18 protein-coding genes are annotated in these 17419 nt (G+C 57.7%); 9 read left to right on the forward strand and 9 right to left on the reverse strand.

Going from position 1 to position 17419, the window contains the following annotated elements:
- Positions 1–9 precede the first annotated feature (9 nt).
- The 6 genes from EYC79_RS22610 (at position 10) to EYC79_RS23640 (ending at position 6172) form a co-directional block, all read left to right on the forward strand.
- On the forward strand, positions 10–429 hold the full coding sequence (locus EYC79_RS22610; RefSeq protein ID WP_130979577.1) for an NUDIX domain-containing protein: 420 nt from the start codon (positions 10–12) through the stop codon (positions 427–429).
- 100 nt (positions 430–529) lie between these two features.
- Positions 530–2080: a methionine--tRNA ligase gene (gene metG, locus EYC79_RS22615; protein WP_130979578.1), complete on the forward strand. Its 1551-nt coding sequence runs from the start codon at positions 530–532 to the stop codon at positions 2078–2080.
- A gap of 8 nt (positions 2081–2088) precedes the next feature.
- The gene (locus EYC79_RS22620) at positions 2089–2871 is read left to right on the forward strand and encodes a TatD family hydrolase (protein ID WP_130979579.1); all 783 of its coding nucleotides are present in this window, start codon (positions 2089–2091) and stop codon (positions 2869–2871) included.
- A gap of 3 nt (positions 2872–2874) precedes the next feature.
- Positions 2875–3705: an MBL fold metallo-hydrolase gene (locus EYC79_RS22625; protein ID WP_130979580.1), complete on the forward strand. Its 831-nt coding sequence runs from the start codon at positions 2875–2877 to the stop codon at positions 3703–3705.
- Between the two features lie 18 nt (positions 3706–3723).
- Entirely contained in the window at positions 3724–5505 is a 1782-nt protein-coding gene (locus tag EYC79_RS22630) for a chloride channel protein (protein ID WP_062425314.1), read from the forward strand.
- 385 nt (positions 5506–5890) lie between these two features.
- Positions 5891–6172, forward strand: a complete 282-nt coding sequence (locus tag EYC79_RS23640; protein WP_130979581.1) for a hypothetical protein — start codon at positions 5891–5893, stop codon at positions 6170–6172.
- Positions 6173–6201: 29 nt separating this feature from the next.
- Here EYC79_RS23640 and EYC79_RS22640 read toward each other — a convergent pair whose 3' ends face one another.
- The 3 genes from EYC79_RS22640 to EYC79_RS22650 all read right to left on the reverse strand — a co-directional run bounded on the left by EYC79_RS22640 (position 6202) and on the right by EYC79_RS22650 (position 9598).
- A complete protein-coding gene (locus EYC79_RS22640; RefSeq protein WP_130979582.1) occupies positions 6202–7215 on the reverse strand; it encodes a GlxA family transcriptional regulator in 1014 nt (337 codons plus the stop codon).
- 140 nt (positions 7216–7355) lie between these two features.
- Positions 7356–8372 (reverse strand): NADP-dependent oxidoreductase, encoded by a 1017-nt coding sequence (locus EYC79_RS22645; RefSeq protein ID WP_130979583.1) that lies wholly within the window; start codon positions 8370–8372, stop codon positions 7356–7358.
- Between the two features lie 302 nt (positions 8373–8674).
- Complete coding sequence (locus EYC79_RS22650) at positions 8675–9598, reverse strand: NADP-dependent oxidoreductase (protein ID WP_245495344.1); 924 nt, start codon at positions 9596–9598, stop codon at positions 8675–8677.
- Positions 9599–9745: 147 nt separating this feature from the next.
- Between EYC79_RS22650 and EYC79_RS22655 the strand changes: the two genes are divergently transcribed.
- On the forward strand, positions 9746–10450 hold the full coding sequence (locus EYC79_RS22655; protein ID WP_245495345.1) for a helix-turn-helix domain-containing protein: 705 nt from the start codon (positions 9746–9748) through the stop codon (positions 10448–10450).
- Between the two features lie 158 nt (positions 10451–10608).
- Positions 10609–11814, forward strand: a complete 1206-nt coding sequence (locus EYC79_RS22660) for an MFS transporter (protein ID WP_130979585.1) — start codon at positions 10609–10611, stop codon at positions 11812–11814.
- Positions 11815–11831: 17 nt separating this feature from the next.
- On the opposite strand, the gene EYC79_RS22665 is transcribed toward EYC79_RS22660, so the two are convergent.
- The 5 genes from EYC79_RS22665 to crcB all read right to left on the reverse strand — a co-directional run bounded on the left by EYC79_RS22665 (position 11832) and on the right by crcB (position 15296).
- Positions 11832–12329, reverse strand: a complete 498-nt coding sequence (locus EYC79_RS22665; protein ID WP_112358342.1) for a hypothetical protein — start codon at positions 12327–12329, stop codon at positions 11832–11834.
- Between the two features lie 83 nt (positions 12330–12412).
- On the reverse strand, positions 12413–13198 hold the full coding sequence (locus tag EYC79_RS22670; protein ID WP_130979586.1) for an ATP12 family chaperone protein: 786 nt from the start codon (positions 13196–13198) through the stop codon (positions 12413–12415).
- A gap of 12 nt (positions 13199–13210) precedes the next feature.
- On the reverse strand, positions 13211–13867 hold the full coding sequence (locus EYC79_RS22675) for an HAD-IA family hydrolase (protein ID WP_130979587.1): 657 nt from the start codon (positions 13865–13867) through the stop codon (positions 13211–13213).
- A complete protein-coding gene (locus EYC79_RS22680) occupies positions 13864–14856 on the reverse strand; it encodes an RluA family pseudouridine synthase (protein ID WP_062425328.1) in 993 nt (330 codons plus the stop codon). Before EYC79_RS22680 ends, EYC79_RS22675 begins: the two co-directional genes overlap by 4 nt.
- Before the next feature lie 62 nt (positions 14857–14918).
- Positions 14919–15296, reverse strand: coding sequence for a fluoride efflux transporter CrcB (gene crcB / locus EYC79_RS22685; RefSeq protein ID WP_062598390.1), 378 nt, complete (start codon positions 15294–15296; stop codon positions 14919–14921).
- Between the two features lie 609 nt (positions 15297–15905).
- On the opposite strand from crcB, the gene EYC79_RS22695 reads away from it, so the two are divergent.
- The gene (locus EYC79_RS22695; protein WP_062426099.1) at positions 15906–16334 is read left to right on the forward strand and encodes a plastocyanin/azurin family copper-binding protein; all 429 of its coding nucleotides are present in this window, start codon (positions 15906–15908) and stop codon (positions 16332–16334) included.
- A gap of 66 nt (positions 16335–16400) precedes the next feature.
- On the opposite strand, the gene EYC79_RS22700 is transcribed toward EYC79_RS22695, so the two are convergent.
- Complete coding sequence (locus tag EYC79_RS22700) at positions 16401–17402, reverse strand: copper chaperone PCu(A)C domain-containing protein (protein ID WP_130979588.1); 1002 nt, start codon at positions 17400–17402, stop codon at positions 16401–16403.
- Between the last annotated feature and the right edge of the window lie 17 nt (positions 17403–17419).

Genomic DNA, 17419 nt, shown 5'->3' on the forward strand with positions numbered 1-17419 from the left:
GAGGTGCGCATGGAGAAAGTCTGTCCGGTCGTCTGCCGTGAAACCTCAAGCGGTTGGCAAGTGCTCGGTTTCATCCATCCATCGGCGGGCAAGCAATTCGTCAAGGGAACGGTGGAACAGGGCGAGAACCTGGAAGACGCTGCGAAGCGCGAGCTTGAGGAGGAAAGCGGCCTGATCGTCGGTTCTCGGATGATCTTTTTGGGAACCGGCCTTATCGGTCTGGGCAGCGTTTCTTGGCACTTTTTTGGCCATCTGGAAAAGTCGCTGCCAGATTCTTGGGATCATGTGACCACTGATGATCACGGTCATACGTTTTCTTACTTCTGGCATCCGCTTGAGCAGCCGTTGGGCAGCGGTTGGCATGTTACTTTCCACGAGGCATTCGCATTTTTTCGTCCACGGATTCGTCAGTTAGGTTGGGGTCTGTAAGCCGCCAGTGATAGTCCGCTACGCTTTTGCTTTCGCTTGTGCGAACAATAGGCTAAAGCGGTCTAACTCAAAAATCAGACCGTAAAGCCGATCGAGCGTCATGACAGACAAGACCCCTTTTTACATCACCACCGCGATTTCCTACCCAAACGGCAAGCCGCATATCGGCCATGCCTATGAGCTGATCGCGACGGATGCCATGGCGCGGTTTCAGCGTTTGGATGGGCGGGATGTGTTCTTTCTGACGGGTACTGACGAGCACGGGCAGAAGATGCAGCAGACGGCGCGCGCGGAAGGCATTTCGCCGGAAGAACTGGCGCAGCGCAATTCCGATCAGTTTCGCGAAATGGGCAAGCTGTTGAATGCCTCCAACGACGATTTCATCCGTACCACGGAAGAGCGTCACCACGAGACGTCGCGCAACATCTGGAACCTGATGTCAAATGCCGGTGACATCTACAAGGATAGCTACGCGGGATGGTACTCGGTCCGCGACGAGGCCTATTACGCCGAGGACGAAACCGAGGTGCGCGCCGATGGCGTTCGTTACGGGCCGCAAGGCACGCCGGTGGAGTGGGTCGAGGAGGAAAGCTACTTCTTCAAGCTCTCCGAGTACCAGGATAAGCTTTTGAAGCACTATGAGGAGAATCCCGATTTCATTGGTCCGGCGGAGCGCCGCAATGAAATCATCTCCTTCGTCAAATCGGGTCTAAAGGATCTTTCCGTTTCGCGCACGACCTTCGACTGGGGCATCAAGGTGCCGGACGATCCGAAGCATGTGATGTATGTGTGGGTGGATGCGCTGACCAACTACATTACCGCGACCGGCTATATTGAAGACAAAAATGGCCCCCGGGCAAAATACTGGCCCGCTGACGTGCACATCATCGGCAAGGATATTATCCGCTTCCACGCCGTTTACTGGCCAGCCTTCCTGATGAGCGCGGGGCTGCCGCTGCCAAAGCGGGTCTACGCGCATGGCTTCCTGCTCAACAAGGGCGAGAAGATGTCGAAGTCGCTCGGCAATGTGGTCGATCCGGTCAATCTGGTGAACCATTTCGGGCTTGATCAGGTACGCTATTTCTTCCTGCGCGAAGTCTCATTCGGCCAGGATGGCAGCTACAGCGAGGAGGGGATTGCGACCCGCATCAATGCCGATTTGGCAAATGGTATCGGCAACCTCGCCAGCCGTTCGCTCTCCATGATCGTCAAGAACTGCGACGGGCAAATCCCAACACCAGGCGCTTTCACCGATGAAGACAAGGCCATGCTTGCCGCGGCCGATGCGCTTTTGGCGAGCTGCCGCGACGAGATGAACAAGCAGATGATCCACAAGGCGCTGGCCTCGATCATCGCTGTCGTCTCCGAAACGGACCGCTATTTCGCCAGCCAGGAACCATGGGCGCTAAAGAAGACCGATCCGGAGCGGATGGGCACCGTGCTTTATGTGACGGCGGAAGTCGTGCGCCAGATCGGCATTTTGCTGCAGCCCTTCATGCCGGTCTCCTGCGAGAAGCTTCTCGATCTCGTGGCTTCACCTGCCGACAAGCGGGATTTTGCGGCGCTTGGAGAAGCTGGCCGTCTGGTGCCCGGTACGCCGCTTGAGGCGCCAAAGCCGGTCTTCCCGCGTTATGTGGCCCCGGAGGCGTGAAGCACAGCATGCTGATCGATACCCATTGCCATCTGGACTTTGCCGATTTTGATGCGGAGCGTGACGACATCATCGCGCGCGCCCATGCGTCGGGCGTCGCCCAGATGGTGACGATCTCCACCCGTGTTCGGCGTCTGCCGGAACTGCTTAAGATCGTAGACACCTATCCGTCCGTTTTCTGCTCGGTCGGTACGCATCCGAACAATGCCGACGAAGAGTTGGATATTTCAACGGACGACCTCGTGCGGCTTGCCAACAGCCATGACAAGATCGTGGCGATCGGCGAGGCGGGTCTGGATTACTTCTATGATACGCAGAAGCCGGAAGACCAGAAAACCGGCCTGCGGCGCCACATCGAAGCGGCGCGCATCACCAAGCTTCCGCTCGTCATTCACAGCCGCAGCGCCGATGATGACATGATCGCAATCTTGCGCGAGGAGAGCGGGAAGGGGACCTTCCCCTTCATTCTCCATTGCTTCTCAGCAGGTCCCGATCTTGCAAAGGCTGGTGTCGAGCTTGGCGGCTACGTGTCCTTCTCCGGCATTCTGACCTTTCCGAAGTCGCAGGACATCCGCGATATCGCCGCGACAGTTCCCCTCGAACGGCTGCTGGTGGAAACGGATGCGCCGTATCTTGCACCGAAGCGCTGGCGTGGGAAGCGCAACGAGCCATCCTACGTCGTTAACACGGCTGAGGTACTGGCCGAGGTTCACGGCCTCTCCTACGAGAAAATGGCCGAGATCACCACCGACAATGCGTTCCGCTGTTTTTCGAAAATGACAAAGGTCTGATCCTTGGCATTATACCGGCGTCGCTTCACCATTCTTGGCTGCTCGTCTTCTCCTGGCGTTCCGCGCATCAATGGAGACTGGGGTGCCTGCGACCCGACCAACCCGAAAAACAGACGCACCCGTGCCGCGTTCCTGATCGAGCAGATCGCGCCAGACGGCGGTGTAACGACGGTCGTTGTCGATACCGGTCCGGATTTTCGCGAGCAAATGATTGCTGCCGGGGTCAAGACGATCGACGCCGTGATTTACACCCATCATCACGCAGATCATCTGCACGGAATCGATGACCTACGTGGTTACTTCATCACCTCTGGAAGCCGGATACCGATCTATGCCGAGCCGGACACGATGCAACGCATTCGCGACGGTTTTCCTTACTGTCTTGAGACGCCCGTCGGCAGCAACTATCCGCCGATCATTGAACCCCATCTGATCGAGGATCTGGATCAGGACATCGTCATCGACGGCGAGGGTGGTCGTCTGCGGATCATGCCGCACCTGCAGCAACATGGCGATATCGTCTCGCTTGGATTTCGCATCGGGGATGTAGCCTACTGCACTGATGTCAGTGATTTTCCACCAGAATCCGTGGCAAAACTTCAAAATCTCGACACGATTGTCATCGACACGTTGCAGTATCGCTATCACCCCAGCCATCTTTCGCTTGAGCAGTCGCTCGCATGGATCGAAAAGCTTGGCGCCAAGCACGCGATATTGACGCATATGCACACGCCGCTGGATTATGAAACCGTCTTGCGGGAAACGCCGGACTATGTCGAACCCGGCTATGATCAGATGCGTTTCGAAGTGGAATTGGCGGACGAGCGCCTATAGCTGCAACAGAGGAATGCAATGTCGACCAAGCCCTTCCGCGCCCCCAGCATGGCGAGCTTTTTCGACAATATCCGCAGCGGTCGACTGCGTGCTCTGTTCCGTCGCGGCGAACTTGCGCTCGTCATTCTCGCGATCCTCGTTGGTGCCGCCGCAGGGCTTCTCGTTGCTTTGATTGGCGCGCTGAGCACGGCGCTTCACGTTTTCGTCTTCGGGGTCGAGAGGCTGAGCAGCAGCAATCTCACCGGTTGGATCGTGCTGGCCGGGCCAGTGGTTGGCGGTGTCGTTCTCGGCTTGATCCTCTTCATTCTCTCCCGAACCCGCAAAAAGCCGATGGTCGACCCGATCGAGGCCAATGCGCTGCATGGCGGGCGTCTGTCTTTGACCGACAGTATCATCGTCTGCGTGCAGAACATCGTTTCCAACGGCTTTGGCGCCTCTGTCGGCCTTGAGGCCGGCTATACGCAGGTCGCCAGTGGCGTCGCGTCGAAGCTCGGTCTTAATCTGAAGCTGAGGCGAGGGGACATGCGCATCCTTGTGGGCTGCGGCGCCGCCGGCGCTATTGCTGCCGCCTTCAACGCGCCATTGACGGGGACGTTCTACGCCATCGAGTTGATCATTGGCACCTATACGATTGTCACACTTGCACCGCTGATCGTCTCAGCGTTGGTGGCGAACATCGTGGCAGGTCTGGTTTCGCATCATGGGATCAATATCGATGTTGTCGGCTCCAGTACGGTGACGCCGACGGACTATGTGCCCGCCATCTTCCTCGGCGTCGTGTGCGCAGGCATCGGCATCGTTCTGATGCAGGCCGTATCCTTCATCGAGGAGACCGCACGCAAAAGCGCCATTCCACTTTGGCTTCGTCCAACACTCGGTGGTCTCGTCGTTGGCGCATTGGCACTGATTTCACCGCAGGTGCTGTCCAGCGGCCATGGCGCGCTGCATCTCAATCTCGATGCGAATATTACACTGTTTGGCCTTGTGGGGCTGTTTCTGCTCAAGGCGACGGCCAGTGCGGTCTCCATCGGATCGAGCTTCCGTGGCGGCCTGTTTTTCGCGTCGCTGTTCATGGGCTCGCTACTGGGCAAAATTTTTGCGATCTGCGCACCATATATCGGCTATGGCGCCACGCAACCGGTCGTCTACGCCGTTATCGGCATGAGCGCCTTTGCTGCCGCTATCATCGGTGGCCCTTTGACCATGACGTTTCTTGCCCTGGAGCTGACCGGTGACTTCCAGATCACCGCGCTTGTGCTGGCCGCCGTCATCACCACATCGCTCGTGGTGCGCACCACCTTCGGCTATTCCTTCGCCACATGGCGTTTTCACCTTCGCGGAGAAAGCATCCGCAGCGCGCATGACATCGGCTGGATCCGCGACCTGACCGTTGGCAAGATGATGCGTGCCGATATCCGCAAAGCCAACCTCAGCATGGGCCTTGAAGCCTTCAAGGAAAAGTTTCCGCTCGGCTCGACCCAACGCGTCATCATGACCCACGACGACGGGCGCTATGCCGGCATGATTCTTGTGCCGGAAATCTACGCCGACCCGATGGAGCGCGACGCTTCGAAGATCGGACTCGAAACATATCTGCATTACAAGAACGACGTGCTGCTTCCGACCATGAACGCGCGCCAAGCCGCGGCCGCCTTCGACAACACCGAAAGCGAAGCACTGGCCGTCGTCAACGACAAGGTGGAAAACCGGCCGGTGGGACTGCTGACTGAAAGCCACACGTTACGCCGCTACAGCGAAGAACTGGAGATGCGACGCCGCGAAGCTTCGGGTGAGATTTGAGGAGCATCTGTCGTTATTTAGGCAAAATCTCACGCTTACCGGCCCATCATATCAAATTAGTTCCATAATATATATTATGCGATCTACGTACATAGCCGGGAGGCTCAATCTTCCTGTTTCTGCAAAGTTGGAATGTCACACTCCCCCGTCTGGTTGGATTTTCGGGCGATTGCAGGCGGGATGATTATGATGAGCGAGTGCGGCTCAAACGCAGAAGCGTGCCATCGGCTATAGGGACTGCCACCAAATAAAATTCATCTCAGACGCTGAATTTTCGTTTCTTTTCATGTCCGTATTGTGGATATCTATTCCCATTCAATAATTTGATACGAAGCGATTTACATCTATATTGCACGCTGAGGTAGTTCATGTCGGAAGTGATACGATGAAAAATTTATTATTACTTGGCCTCACCACATCAATTCTCTGTAGTTGCGTGTCTCAGGAGCAACTTAAAAGCGAAAGATTTATCGGCCTGGTCGATGGTAGAAAAAGCTATCGATTTTGGATGTATAAAGACTACCAGCTCGAGGGGTGGGGGAAAATGCTCTGTAGCGGCGGGGAGTGGGATGAGGTTAAACGCGAGCGCGGCGAGCGCGATTTATATTTCGCCCAAGGGGTTCCGATTGGGAATACGCGCATTTACGTGACCATAGTGTGTAAATAGTTTGTCGCTCGCTGCGTTCACGAAACAACTCAATCATGCTGTCCCTCAGCCCCTCGCCTCGCCCTGGCACTCGATGGCGTTTCACCAAATGCCGCCTTGAAAGACTTGGTGAAATGCGACGGATTGACGTATCCGACGTCGAAGGCGACCTCGGTGATTTCGCGGTCTGTGTTCGTCAGAAGCTCAAAGGCTCGCTCGAGCCGCAGTTGGCGGTAAGCCGCTGCTGGCGGCATTCCTATGGTTATCTCAAAGAGACGCTCCAATTGTCTGCGGGAGAGACCGACGGACTTGGCGAGCCGTTCGGTGTTTATATCGCCGGAGAGATGTTGCTCCATCGTAATCAGTGAAGCGAGGACACGCGGCTCCTTGACCTGCATCTTTAGGGGCTGACGAGATTGCGGCGCGTTTGAGCTTCGCACCCTATCCATCTGGAGAACCTCCAGTGCATTGCGGGCGGCGTCGCGGCCGATGTGACGCTCGACGATGACGTTTGCCAAATCTGCGGAGCTGCTACCGCCAGCACAAGATCCTCTTCGACCTTCAAGATGAAACAAGCGATCGGGTCGCACGATGAGATGCGGGAAACGCTCCTGAAATGCCTGATAATGGAGCCAGCTGACGCAGACTTCGTGGCCGTCAAGCAGCCCTGCTTCGGCCAGAATGAAAGAACCAGTGCAAACACCGATCATTCTCACGCCCTTGGCTGCTGCAGATTTCAGGAAGGTCATGGTGGCGTGATCGACGGGTTCGGGCACGCGTAGCAAGCCGCCCACCACGACGATGTAATCAAAGTTGGACGGGTCGATGAAGTCACTTGTCGGTGCGATCTGGACACCGCAGCTTGACGTAATGAGATGCCGGGTACTCCCAAGCACGTGCCAGTCGGCAAAGACGCGGCCAGAGTGGTCTGTTTCGTCGCTTGCCAACCGCAGCGTGTCGATGAACAATGCAAATGGTGAAAGCGTGAAGGATTTGGCCAGAACAAAGCCCACCTTCAACCGCTTCGCTGGCAAATTATCTTGACGATTTGGGAGGTGTTTCATCTTTGATCCTCCAAAATCTTGTCACATGATCTGAAAGGCCCGTGCAAGCAAATAGTGATGCTGCGCAAGGCGCGGGGCTGCCAACGGGACAGAGTTGCTTTGGCGCTGCATGCCGGGGCGCACGGTGCCAGAACGGGCTGTCATTCGGCAATCTTGACCAGCAGCTTGCCAAAATTGCCGCCGGAAAGCATGGCGATGAAGGCTTCAGGCGCCTTCTCCAGGCCCTCCACAATGTCTTCACGGTAATGGATGTCGCCAGCGGCCACACGAGGACCGATCTCAGCCAGAAACTCGTCGAAATGGTCTTTCGCGAATTCGATCTGAATGAAGCCGCGCACGAGGATGCTCTGGCGAAGGATGGTCGACATTGTCGCCGGGAGGCGATCCCTATCGCCAGCGCCGGCGCCATTATAATGTGCGACGAGCCCGCAGACAGGCACACGCGCAAACTGGTTGAGAAGCGGAAGGACGCCGTCCCAGACACGACCGCCGACATTTTCGAAGTAGACATCAATGCCATCGGGGCAAGCGGCTTTCAGGTCCGATTCGAAGTTCTCCGAACGGTGATCGACAACAGCGTCAAACCCAAGCTCGTTTTTCACGAATGCGCACTTCTCCTTGCCGCCAGCGATACCGACGGCGCGGGCACCGGCAAGCTTTGCCAATTGTCCGACCATCGAGCCCACCGGTCCCGACGCTGCTGCAACGGCGACTGTTTCACCTGCCTTGGGCTGGCCAATGAACTTCAGTCCGGCCCATGCGGTGAAGCCTGGCATACCGAGTGCGCCCAACGATGTGGTGATCGGCGCGCCGTGGGTTTCGACGCGACGGAGTTGGTCGCCATTGATGACCGCATGACTGCTCCAGCCTGTCCTGCCGCGGACGATGTCTCCCGGTGAAAAGTCGTTGTGTCTGGATTTGACGACCTCGGAGATCGCCTCTCCCTCCATGACGCCGCCGACGGGAACCGGTGCTGCATAGGATTTCGCGTCGCTCATGCGACCACGCATATAGGGATCGAGGGAGAGATAGAGAGCCTTGACGGTGACGTCCCCCTCGCCTGCCTCGGGAAGTTCAAACGCCTCGGTGCGGAAATTATCAGATCCTGGTTGCCCAGCGGGTCTGCTTGCGAGAACGATACGGCGTGCAGAAGTCATCTGATGCTCCTCTTGTTCAGCATCAGACTTATCTAGGAAGCCCTGCAGCGTTTCCAAGTCGGGGCATAGCGAGCGAGCCCTGCGATTGCTCAAGATTGGCGCAGCGCACGCCAGATGGTTCTGCAGAGTGGGATCGCCAAGAGGACGCCGATCGTCGCCATAACTCCTGCGAGAACCATCGCAAACTTTGCGTCGTAACAGTCGTTTCCATCGGGGCACTGAGATAGCGCCGCAGAGTTAGCCCATAGTAAAATGGGCGGGATCGGATCGAACTCAAGCGCCGACACAAGAGACAAAAGCGGTTACTCCGGGACCGTAAGAACGATCTTGCCGCGGGTTCGACCGGCCTCCGATATTGCAAGGGCGTCTCGAACATCCGCAAAGGGCAAGACCGTATCGACACATGGCATGACTTTCCCGGCCTCAACCAAGCGGGCGATTTCGCCCAAACTTTCAGCATTGGAAACGGTGAAGGATCGTTTCGCACTGACGCCGTATTGCTCGGCCTCGTCCTGAGGAAATGCCACAACGGTGATCATCTTGCCGCCCTTCTTCAGGGTTCGCAATGCCCGATGGTAAACCTCACCGCCCATCGTATCGAAAACGACATCCATGTTGGTGGCAATGTCTTCGAAGGCCTCGCGGGTATAGTCGATGAAGTGATCGGCGCCCAAGTCACGCACGAATTTTTCGTTGCGACCAGATGCGACTGCGGTCACCTGAGCGCCGCGGGCCTTGGCAAATTGAATGGCCAGAGAGCCGACGCCACCGGAGCTGTTGGTGATCAGCAGCCGTTGACCTGCCAAGAGTTTCGCCTCGTCGAACAGTGCTTGCCAGGCGGTTGTCCCGGCCAGCGGTATTGCTGCGGCTTCGACGACGCTCAAGTTTTTCGGTTTGAGCACCAAATGATCTGCCTTGATGACAGCGTATTGCGAAAATGCGCCAGATGGCACCATACCGAGTACTGCATCGCCTTTTTGAAATTGACTGACGCCGGCGCCGCAGGTTTCTATTGTGCCAACGACTTCGCTGCCCAGCCGTATGGGTAGCGTCATTCCCATCCGTTCACCGGCGCCACCGCGGATTTTCCAGTCGATCGGATTGACGCCCGCAGCGTGCACCTTGACCAGCACTTCGCCCGCCGCCGGTTCTGGCCGGAGAACGTCTGTGACCTCTACGACATCGTTGGAGCCGTATTCCCGGATCAGGACAGTTTTCATTTCCATCTATCAAACCTTGCCTTGATTGCCTTGTATTCCTCATGTTAGCCAACTTCTTCTTCGATGTGGCGCCAAACGGCATCGCGCAAAGGCCAAACAGACGTGCAGCAGCTCTTCACAATTCATCGCGCTTCAAAACCAAGAGGCGCTGGCTTGCCGCTTCATGCGCATGACGAAGCGCAACTGATCTTTGCTGCTTCCGGCATGGTGCAGGTGCATACGGAACGGGGTGTTTGGTTGGTGCCGCCGCAGCTTGTCGGGTGGATCCCTGGAGGCGTCTCTCATCGGCTCGACATCCTCAGCGATGCAGAGCTTTGGTTGGTGCTATTGCATAAGCAGGCATTGCAAGATTGGGCGCCCTCGTCTTTCCCCGATCGCGCCTTCGTGTCGCGGATCGCACCTTTGCTTCGCGCCTTGCTTGATGAGGCCGTCGCTATCGACCCGGCGTCGGACAAGGCTGAGCTCGTCGTCAGGCTGATATTGTATGAACTGACCGCGACGCAGGATGCCCCAACCTTCTTGCCTCTTCCACAAAGTGCTTTGGGCCGGCGACTCGCTGAGATTGCGATTGCGGATCATCGAAACGCTCTTGATCTGAGCGACCTGGCATCGCGCGCTGCGACGTCTGTGCGCTCCGCCAGCAGGCTATTTCCTACGGAAACGGGGATGACGCTCAAGGCGTGGCGACAGAGGGTGCGGATCGTCTGGGCGATGGAGCAGCTTTCTCGTGGTGAGTCGATTGCGCGCGTGGCAACACAGGCCGGCTTTGCCAGCACTGCAGCATTTTCGGCCGCCTTCCGGCAGGTCACATCGATGACGCCGACGGCCTTTATCGGAGATCCGACGTCCGCCGCGTGACGGGCCCTTGCCAAACCTAGCCACAGGTCAAAAGCGGCCGTTGTTGCTTCTACCGTCGCTTATGTCCGCCGAACAATTCTCCGGGATAGTGGCGTTGCTCCACTGGCCAAGCACGCTATGGTGGCCTCCCATTCTTTTATAGAACGCCACTTGATCCGATGACATTCCGCAGCCGCCTGATTCTCTACGCCTTGCTGACCTCCCTCACCTCGCTCAGCATTGATGCTTTGCTGCCGGGGCTGAGGCAGATCGGACTGGAGCTGGGCGTAGCGCCGCCACTCTCCACGCATCACGTGATCTCGCTGTTCATCTTCGGCATGGCCTTTGGCGAACTTGTCATCGGTCCTCTCTCGGATGCCTTCGGGCGCAAACAAGCACTCCTCGGCGGACTTTGCGTCTATCTCCTCGGAACAGTCGTCGCGCTTTTTGCCCAGTCTCTGGAAATGGTGCTCATTGGCCGGTTCCTGCAAGGTGTGGGCGTCTCCGGTCCGAAGATTGCGACCCGCGCCATGATCCGTGACCAGTTCGAGGGCGATGCCATGGCGCGTGTCATGTCCTTCATGTTCACGCTGTTTATCCTGGTCCCAATGCTGGCTCCCGCTCTGGCGCAGGCGCTTATCGCCTTAGCCGGCTGGCGCAGTGTGTTTGTTGCCTATTTCGTCATCGCCGTGCTGCTCGGCGCGTGGGTTGCTGCTCGTCATCCCGAAACGCTGCCAGTGGCACGGCGTATTCCATTTCGGCCACGCCTGCTGTTCCTGAACGCGCGGCGCATTCTCTCCAGCCCTCGCGTGACGCTGCTGATCATCGCCACCGGACTGGTTTTCGGGGCGCAGCTCCTCTATCTCAGCACGGCTGCGGATCTCTTCTTTGAAGCTTACGGCGTGACTGAGAGCTTCCCGCTGTACTTCGCAGCGCTCGCTCTGGCGATGGGCCTTGCCTCCTTCATCAATGCGAGGCTGGTCCAGCGCCTTGGCGTGGTCACGATGGCGCGTGCCGGGTTTATTGGTCTAACGGCGGTGTCTCTGTTGATGGTGGTTGCGACTTTCTGCGCAGAGTTTGTGTTGCCCTTCGCGGTATTCTTGACGCTGCTGTCCCTCGCCTTCTTTGCGATCGGCATCCTTTTCGGCAATCTCAACGCCCTCGCCATGCAGACGCTAGGAAACGTGGCGGGGTTTGGGGCATCCTTGATCGCGTCGGGGTCAAGCCTCGTTGCCACACTGTTTGCAGTTGGCTTCGGCGGCTTTTACAGCGGCGACACCACTTACCTCGCAGTCGGATTCTTTGCAGCGGGACTGTCTTCACTCGTCCTTGCCGAGATCGCCATCAGAAGACACGAGTTGCCGGTCGTCGGCGTCACCGTGTGAAGCGCGTTGCGGCAAGTTTACCGGCTCCCGGGAAATAAAGCGGTCGCGAGCGTCGATGGTGCGGTTCGGTTCAGCTTGAACTCGGATATTACCCTCTCCGCGACGCCGAAGGCCAGATCTCGCTCTATCGACGAGGCATCGATACCGATTGCCGTGACGGTGAATTTCGCCTCCGCGATGACTTCGCCCGTCTGCACCGCCGCTGCGCGCACTACAGCCTTCACCGAGGCACGTTGGCCTAGAAGCAAGGAGCCTTTGGTATAGGATTCGAGCCGGATGGTCAGCACGACGCGGGGTCGCGCACGCACCCTCACCGTGTCGTTGATGGCATTGGCGACCTGATAATGGATCGACTGCATAAGCTCCGGCGAGACATCCGGCCGGGCGGCAACGAAAGCGCCCCGCACGTCATAGATCAGCCGGTCTCGCTCGCCCGTTTCAGGTCCAAGCCTGAAAGACATGAGTGCGAGCGACGCCAGCAAAACCATGCCGAAACGCTTCAGTTGCCGATACAAGAAAGACGCCTCCCCTAAGGTAACCCTCAGGGTGCATCTTCATCCATCGTGGTTAAAAATGCTCTAAGTCGTGACGACGACCTTTACCGCGCTGCAGCAAGAACACGGGCCGCTGCGCGCATGTCGGTGAAGCGCACGGCGCGGCGCTGCTGTGCCTCTTCGTCCTCGCCCCACTGTTCGGCAGTCCAGTCTTCGTCGAGATGAGCGAGTGCCCAGACCTCTTCGAGGGATTTCTCCCCTTCGGCCAAGGCGAGCGCAAGAAGCGCCGATCCGGTGAGCGTGGTCATGGTGTGGAGAGCCGCAAGCTCGATCGGCGTATCGTATTTGCGCAGAGTGACGGCAAAGGCCGCCACGGCCTCACGCGGTTGCTCCTGGTGCATTACGCCTTCGATCAGGATGAAGCGTGCTCCGAGCGTGTTCGCAGCCCAGTCGATGACTTGGTCCCACTGCTCGCTCTGTCGTTCGACAAGGGCTTCCGGCTCGCCCGCGCGGTAGCACAGGAGGTCGGTTGAAGAGAAGCGAAGAATATCTTCGAAGACTGCCTGCGGATCATTGGCAATGCCATCAATCGCCGTATGGATGTGACGGGAGACCGGCATGGTCGCCGGGTCTATGACCTCCGCCTGCAAATCCCACTCGTCACGCATCAAGACGGCAAGCGCTTTCGTCGGTACGGAAAGTGCATGTTTTGCTGGTGTGCGCAACGTCTTGCCGTCGAGACGGATTGTAAACGCTCCGTCGTCCAGCTCCTCAACGGTGACGTCCTTGTAAAAACGCTTGGGCAGTGGCTTCTGCATCTGAATTTGCGCCCGGCGGATCGGGTCTGGATGGCTCAAGCCCTCCGAAAGATCGTTCAGCAAATCACGCATCTTCTGTCCTTATCAGCCCGGTATGTGGCCGGGAATTTCGCTTGGATGGTTGACGATCGCATCTGCACCTGCAGCCCAGAGCGCGTCAACGGAGGCATAGCCCCAGGCAACGCCGATTGCCTTGGCACCGGCGGCTTTTGCCATCTGCATATCGTAGATCGCATCGCCGATGACGATCGTATCGGCCGGAACCATCCCGGTCTCGTTGCAGCATTCGCTGACCATGGCCGGATGGGGCTTCGAGGGGCAGTCATCGGCCGTGCGCGACACGATGAAATGGTTGCGAAAGCCGTGCGTGTCCATGATGAGGTTGAGGCCGCGCCGGGATTTGCCGGTCACAGCACCCATCAAGAGTTCTTCCCGCTCGGAGAGCTTCGCAATCATCGCCATGATACCGTCGAAGACCGGTTCCTGAAAGCCAGCTTCAGCGCGCGTCTCCGCAAAGATCGCCTTATAATGCGCCGTCATGGCCGTCGCCTCGTCATCCACATGCGTCTTGCCCTGCATGCGGGCAATAGCGATGTCGAGCGTCAGTCCAATGATGGACTTCGTCAGCGACACCTCAGGCCGTGGATATCCAAAATGCACAAAGGTGCGCGCCATGACTTCATGGATGTGACCAACGCTATCGACCAGCGTGCCATCGCAATCAAAGAGAACAAGCTTCATTGATCGTCCCTGTCACCATCGGCAACGTCGAGGCCGAGAAGATTCCACGTCTGCACCATGTGCGGCGGCAAAGGCGCGCTGACGCGGAGGCGGCCGCCCGACGGATGGGGAATGTCGATGTGGCGCGCGTGCAGATGCAGGCGCTTCTGGATGCCGCCGGGGAAATCCCAGTTCGGGTCTTCGATGTAGTATTTGGGATCGCCGATAATCGGATGGCCCATATGCAGCGCATGGACGCGCAGCTGGTGGGTACGGCCGGTATAGGGCTCCATCTCCAGCCAGGCGAGGTTCTGTGCTGCGGTGTCGATTACCCGGTAATAGGATATGGCGTGGTCGGCGCCCTCCTCGCCGTGTTTGGCGATGCGCATACGGTCGCCATCCGGCGTTTGCTCTTTCACCAGCCAGCTTGAGATCTTGTCCTGATGTTTGCGTGGCACGCCCTTCACCAAAGACCAATAGGTCTTCTTGGTATCGCGCTCACGAAAGGCCGCAGTCAGTTTCTGTGCTGCGCCGCGTGTGCGAGCGACGACGAGAACGCCCGACGTATCGCGGTCGAGGCGATGCACGAGACGGGGTTTTTCGCCCTTCTGGCTCGTCCAGGCTTCCAGAAGACCGTCGATGTGGCGGTTTACGCCCGAGCCGCCCTGCACTGCGATGCCGGCTGGCTTGTTGAAGACGAAAACCTTGTCGTCTTCATGCAGCAACATGCGCTTGAGAAGATCGCCGTCTTCCGAATGCTTCAAATCCTTGGAGCCGATGGGACCGCTCTTGACCTTGGCATCGACATCGAGCGGCGGCACGCGGACCATCTGCCCCGGTTGAACCCGAGCATCGGTCTTGACCCGTCCACCATCCACACGAACCTGGCCGGATCGCATCAGCTTCTGCAGCTGGCCAAACCCCAGTCCCGGATAGTGGATCTTAAACCAGCGGTCGAGACGCATTCCGGCCTCGTCGGCCTCTACCTTGATGTGCTCGATACCTGCCATGGCAATTCCAGTCTTTCTTTTCTGATCTGCCGCCTCGTTCCTGTGCGGCCTTTGCCTTGCCTTTAAAACAAAGCGCGGCCCAAGGCCAGCCCGGCGAAGATCGCAGCAAAAGAAACCAGCAGGCTGGCCAGCAGATAGAGCGCTGACAGCCCGACTTCACCACGCTCGAACAGCACCATCGTGTCCAGCGTGAAGGACGACCATGTGGTGAAGCCTCCGAGAATACCGGTAACGATGAAGGCTCGCATCTCGTTGGAGGCGTCGAAACGTCGCGCGACCATTTCGACGAGAAGGCCGATCGCAAATGCGCCAACGACGTTCACAGTCAGCGTGCCCCAGGGAAAATTCGGCCCAGCAAGACGCGTAGCCCAAAGCCCGACGAGATAGCGGCCGACTGAACCGATGGCGCCGCCGATTGCGACGAGAAGAATGTTCGACATGCAAAGACGCTCCGGTCCTAATACTAAACGCTGATGACCCGTCTGCTTTAAGTCATGGCGATGGATTTAGAAATATGCTGGCGACAGTCGTCCGGCCTCGGTGATGATTAAAATGCGTATCAAATTCAACCTGAAGGTTTAGCCGAAGATAAATCTCGCCTTGTTACATTGCTGTCCATTATTACTATCGAGGTCTGGCAATGTGGCAGGTTTGGTCGGTTTCCGCGAATATCGCGGCGTATGCGTCTGAGGGCGCAAAATCTCCGCAGCGCGCTTCGCGCAAAGCGGAGGTCGAAAAGGCTGCCAAGGAATTGAAGCAAATCACGCGCAACGATGGGTCGGAACATACATTGATGAATCTGACAGCCGCAGCGCCCTCGCTTTCCCTCTTCACATCGGGGCGACAAAACCCTCAGGCAACATTGGAGCAGGCTCGCCACGCGTATGAGGAAGACTGGGACACGTCCGACTAAAGCCTGTCGCGATCTTTCAGATTCGGTCATACGCTTCAGGGCCATGCTTTAAGCTTCGGCCTTCGTAACGACGTTCAGATTCCTGTCAGGCAAATCACCCAACCTCTTTTCGTAATCACTGAAACAGAGGTTGATCATGAAGACCATAGCAAAATTGACGATGGCAGCGGTCGCTGCCTTTACTCTCGCAGCTCCAGCATTTGCCGCAACCGCCATCATGGTCCATGAAGGCGGCGAAGGCGGGCAGCCGATGACGCTGACACTCGATAAGCCCAGCGTCAAAGCTGGAGAAGCTGTCTTTATGGTTCACAACGACGCCGTCTCGGAAGATCACGAGATGGTTCTCGTCAAGCTGAAGTCGCCCGACGAGGCGATCCCGCTCGACACGGCAAAACATCGCATCGATGAAAAGAAGCTGAAGAGCCTTGGCGAAGTGGCTGATCTGAAACCCGGCAAGGACGGCCAGTTGAAAGCCAAGCTGACGCCCGGCACCTACCTGCTCTTTTGCAATATCAAGGGTCACTACGAGGCCGGAATGCAGGCGAAGCTCACGGTTACGAAGTAAGAACGATTTGCGCGTCGATGGCCGTCGAGATGTCGATTCATCCCGGCGGCCATCTTTTGAGAGCCGTCAATTGTGATTGTGCTTCGCCTCACCCGGATTGGCGGGACCGACGGGAAGCTCGATCGAGACCTTTCCGGCCTTCTCGAAAGTCAGGGTCACGGGAACCTTATCGCCTTCGGCGAACGGCTTCTTGACGTTGAAGAACATGAAATGGAGACCGCCCGGCGAAAGCTCCACCGTCTGACCAGCCGGCACGACGATACCGTCATTCAGCTTGCGCATCTTCATGACGTCGTTGGCCATGGCCATTTCGTGAATTTCGGCGCGACCTGCCAGGGGTGACGAGACCGAAACAAGCCGATCGTCAGAGGTGCCCGTGTTGCGGATGGTGACAAAGCCGCCGCCGACCGGCTGTCCGGGCAACATGGCTTTGGTGGATGCTTGAGACAGTTCCAGGTCCCCTGCTTTGACCACGCCGGCGGAAGCGGTCGTATCTGCCATGGCGCCGTGATCATGGTGCGCATGCCCCTCGCCTTCGCCATTCTGCTTGGCCGTGATGCGGATGACCGGTGCGGGATTGTCCAGTGAATGAGGGTCCTGGCCCTCTGCGGCGATCTGATCCCAGCTTGCGGTGCCCTTGTCGCTGCAGAGCTGCTTTACCTTGAAGGGAAGCGTCTTGCCTGCCGCAACACCTGCGACCTTCCCTTGGATGTTGAAGGTGTCATAATAATCATCCGGCAGGTTGCCGCCCTTCCAGCGAATTTCGACTGGCCCGCTCTTCACGTCTTTTCCGTGGTTCTTGTAGGTCTTCTGATAGTCGCCCTTGATGATCTCCAGCTCCCAGCCGGCTTTCGGCTGCGGTTTGGCGGAGATGAAGCCCTCGGGCAAAACGACCTGAACCTCTGTCGTCGCAAGACCGCCTTCGCAGCCATGCGGCACCTGAAGGGCCGCGACGATGGTGCTGTCTTCTTCCGCCGTGCCGTTGACGAAGCTTGTATGGGCGAAGGCGGAGGTGGTCGAGAGGGCGGCTGCAAAAGCTGCGAATGTGGCGTGCTTGATGGTTGTCATCTTTCGATCCTTGCGGC

The sequence above is a fragment of the Agrobacterium cavarae genome (assembly GCF_004310285.1).
Classification (GTDB): Bacteria; Pseudomonadota; Alphaproteobacteria; order Rhizobiales; family Rhizobiaceae; genus Agrobacterium; species Agrobacterium cavarae.